2 protein-coding genes and 2 pseudogenes are annotated in these 2,926 nt (G+C 65.7%); 1 reads left to right on the plus strand and 3 read right to left on the minus strand.

What is annotated here, in order from left to right; genetic code table 11:
• The 3 genes and pseudogenes from AC062T_RS09725 to recR form a co-directional block, all read right to left on the minus strand.
• A pseudogene (locus tag AC062T_RS09725) lies at window positions 1-130 on the minus strand (aspartate-semialdehyde dehydrogenase); the annotation flags it as partial.
• Entirely contained in the window at window positions 127-1,392 is a 1,266-nt protein-coding gene (locus AC062T_RS09730; protein ID WP_108517640.1) for an aspartate kinase, read from the minus strand. The pseudogene AC062T_RS09725 and the gene AC062T_RS09730, both read right to left, overlap by 4 nt.
• Window positions 1,393-1,467: 75 nt before the next feature.
• Complete coding sequence (gene recR / locus AC062T_RS09735) at window positions 1,468-2,067, minus strand: recombination mediator RecR (RefSeq protein WP_476029540.1); 600 nt, start codon at window positions 2,065-2,067, stop codon at window positions 1,468-1,470.
• Between the two features lie 511 nt (window positions 2,068-2,578).
• Here recR and AC062T_RS09740 point away from each other — a divergent pair.
• A pseudogene (locus AC062T_RS09740) lies at window positions 2,579-2,926 on the plus strand (hypothetical protein); the annotation flags it as partial.

The following is a 2,926-nucleotide window of genomic DNA, read 5'->3' on the forward strand; positions in this document are numbered from 1 at the left end:
CCGCCGACCGCGCGGAAGCAAAGAAGCGGATGCTGGCGACGGGAAAGTCGCGCTCCTCGAGCAGACGACGCACAACGGCGCCAACCTGCCCGGTTGCGCCAACAACCCCGATGTTTACTCCTGCGCTCATCGGCCGGTCCCCCCGTAGACGATTGCTTCGCCCTCGGCATCGAGGTCGAAAGCGGTGTGAATGATGCGAACGGCCTCTGGCACGATCTCTGCCCGGGTGACAACGCTGATGCGGATCTCACTCGTGGAGATCATGTCGATGTTGATTCCCGCGTCGGACAGCGCCGTGAAGAGCTGTGCCGAGACACCGGTGTTGGTGCGCATTCCGGCGCCCACGAGTGCGATCTTTCCGATGCCGTCGTCGTGCTGCAGGGTGGAGAATCCCACCTCTGCACGGCCGGCCTCGAGCGCTTCGAGCGCCGCGGGCACCTGCGACTTGGGCAGCGTGAACGAGATGTCGGCAACACCGGTGTTCACGGTTGACGCGTTTTGCACGATCATGTCGATGTTCGCGCCGGTCTTGGCCACGATCGTAAAGATGCGTGCTGCCGTGCCGGGAACATCGGGAACCCCGACGACGGTGATCTTGTCTTCGCTGAGATCAGCGGCAATTCCCGTGATGAGCGGCTCTTCCACGGTTTCTCCCTCTTTCGGATTCACCACAAGGGTGCCCTCGTTGCGACTGAACGAGGATCGGACGTGCAGCGTTACGCCATGACGACGCGCATATTCCACTGCGCGAATATAAAGAACCTTTGCCCCGGCTGCCGCAAGCTCAAGCATCTCTTCCGAGGTGATTCGGTCGATCTTGTGAGCGGCGGGAACCATGCGGGGGTCTGTCGTGAAGATGCCATCGACATCCGTGTAGATCTCGCACACCTCGGCACCGAGCGCCGCGGCCAGCGCGACGGCAGTGGTGTCGGATCCCCCACGACCGAGCGTGGTGATGTCGCCAGAGTCGCGGTTGAAGCCTTGAAAGCCCGCGACGATGGCGATGTAGCCCTGGTCGAGCGCAGCACGAACCCGCAGCGGCGACACCTCAACAATGCGCGCGGCACCGTGCTTCTCGTCGGTCATCATGCCGGCCTGGCTGCCGGTGTATGACCGCGCCTCCTCGCCAAGGTCGCGAATGGCAAGCGCAAGGAGCGCCATAGAAATGCGCTCGCCCGCCGTGAGGAGCATGTCCATCTCGCGGCCAGCAGGCTCACTTGAGACCGCATCAGCTAGGTCGAGCAGGTCGTCGGTGGTGTCGCCCATGGCGGAAACCACAACAACCACATCGTTGCCAGCCCGACGGGTTTCGACGATTCGCTCGGCGACGCGCTTAATGCCGTCGGCATCGGCGACGGAGGAACCACCGTACTTCTGCACGATCAAGGCCACGCGAATATCTCCCGAAAGTCTGTGGGGGCAGGGGCTGTGCAGCTCAATGCCGCGCCAGGCATCCCATTGTATCGGCTAGTTCTCTACTAGCCGTCTCCCCTCGAACGCCCTGCCGAGGGTAACCTCGTCGGCATATTCGAGGTCTCCGCCCACGGGCAGACCCGAGGCGAGGCGAGAAACGGAGAGACCGGGCTGGATGAGGAGCCGCGACAGGTAGGTTGCCGTCGCTTCTCCCTCGAGGTTGGGATCGGTGGCGATGATGACCTCGGTCACCGTGCCGTCGGCGAGTCGTTGCATGAGCTGACGGATGCGAAGGTCGTCGGGTCCGATGCCATCGATAGGGCTGATTGCCCCGCCGAGCACGTGATAGAGGCCGCGGAACTCTCGGGTTCGCTCGATCGCGACAACGTCTTTCGCTTCTTCTACAACACAGATCGTGGCGGGCGAACGGCGGGGGTCGCGGCAGATCGTGCAGGTCTCCTGCTCGCTCACATTGCCGCAGATGGCGCAGAAACGCACTCGCTCACGAATCTGCATCAGGATCTCGGCAAGGCGCGTCGTGTCGAACGTCTCTGTCTGCAGGATGTGAAACGCGATGCGCTGTGCCGACTTTGGCCCGATGCCGGGCAGCCGACCGAGCTCGTCGATCAGCTCTTGAACGATTCCCTCATACATGTGGCCCTGCCTTCTCGCCCGCAGGCTTGATATTGAATGTGGACGTCAAAGACGACGTCGGTGGTGCTGGTGGGGAGCGGCCTACTGCGGACCTGCGAACCCTGATGGCGTGTGCGGCTGCTCCTCGATGAAGGTTGCACCCAGCACCTGACGAACAACGGACTCGCCATATTTTTGCGGTCCGGAATTTGTGCGGGCGCTGCCGGAAGGGCGGCCCGCCGCGGATCGAGCTGCGGGCGTCGAGCGCGGCGACTCTGTGCGCGCAGGCGCTGAACGCGCAGGCTCAGAACGCGCCGGCTCAGAACGCGGAGGCGCAGAGCGCGGAGGCTGGCGGCTTGCCGCGCCTCTCTCCGCCCCGGTGTCGGGCGGGACCGAGTCGTAGTCGGGGTCGAAGGGCGGCTCGTCGTCGAACGGAGGCTCATCGTCTCGCGGCGCTGACGCTCCCGTGGGGCTGGCGGGTGCAGGGACGCGGTTCGGGGCGGACACGGAGCCCGGCGCTGTGGCTGGAGCTGTGGCTGGAGCTGAGGCTGGAGCCGGAGCTGGGGCTGGAGCAGGAGCAGACGCTCCACCAGGCGCGGCCGCGGCGGGCGCTGCGGATTCGGCCGAAGCGGAGCCGTCTGAGCCCGGAATCGCCACGGTCGCCCAGCCCGAGGTTGCGACCGGCGCCGCCGAAGAGGGCTCGGCCTGCCGCTTGGCTGCGGTGGAGGCCGGGGCCGCGGCGTTGGTCGCGGCAGTAGCACTGGCACCGGTAGCACTGGCACCGGTGGCCCTGGCGGAAGCCCCTGCGCGCGCTGCCGTGGTGCGAGGCGCTGGGCTGCCTGCTGACCCAGCGGGTGTCGAGCCGGCCACAGAGCCGGGC

The sequence above is a fragment of the Homoserinimonas sp. genome, assembly GCF_056262345.1.

Excerpts from the sequence above, each read along its gene's own strand:
- recR (WP_476029540.1), bottom strand. The coding sequence starts at position 2,067 with ATGTATGAGGGAATCGTTCAAGAGCTGATCGACGAGCTCGGTCGGCTG.